The following is a 278-nucleotide window of genomic DNA, read 5'->3' on the forward strand; positions in this document are numbered from 1 at the left end:
GGCCCCACCACCTCGTCCCCGTCCCAGCCCACGCCCTCGCCCACGGAGACCTGCGACCGCTTTCTCTGGTGGTGCACCTAAGAAGGGCCGCCGACCTGACTCGGGTCCCCGCCCCGCCCATCCCGGGCGGGGATCAGACCGGGTCTGTTCCGAGCATCCGCTTGAGCAGATCGCGCAGCACCGTGCGCTCCTGCTCCGACAGCCCGGCCAGCGGCGCGCGTGCGAAGTCGAGTGAGCCGCGCAGCCGGTCGGCGGTCTCCTTGCCCCGGTCCGTCGCG

1 pseudogene is annotated in these 278 nt (G+C 73.4%); it reads right to left on the bottom strand.

The window, feature by feature from the left end:
• Positions 1-133: 133 nt before the first annotated feature.
• Positions 134-278 (bottom strand): annotated as a pseudogene (locus CCN51_RS58525) (MarR family transcriptional regulator); the annotation flags it as partial.

The sequence above is a fragment of the Streptomyces milbemycinicus genome (assembly GCF_002154605.1).
GTDB classification, from domain to species: domain Bacteria; phylum Actinomycetota; class Actinomycetes; order Streptomycetales; family Streptomycetaceae; genus Streptomyces; species Streptomyces milbemycinicus.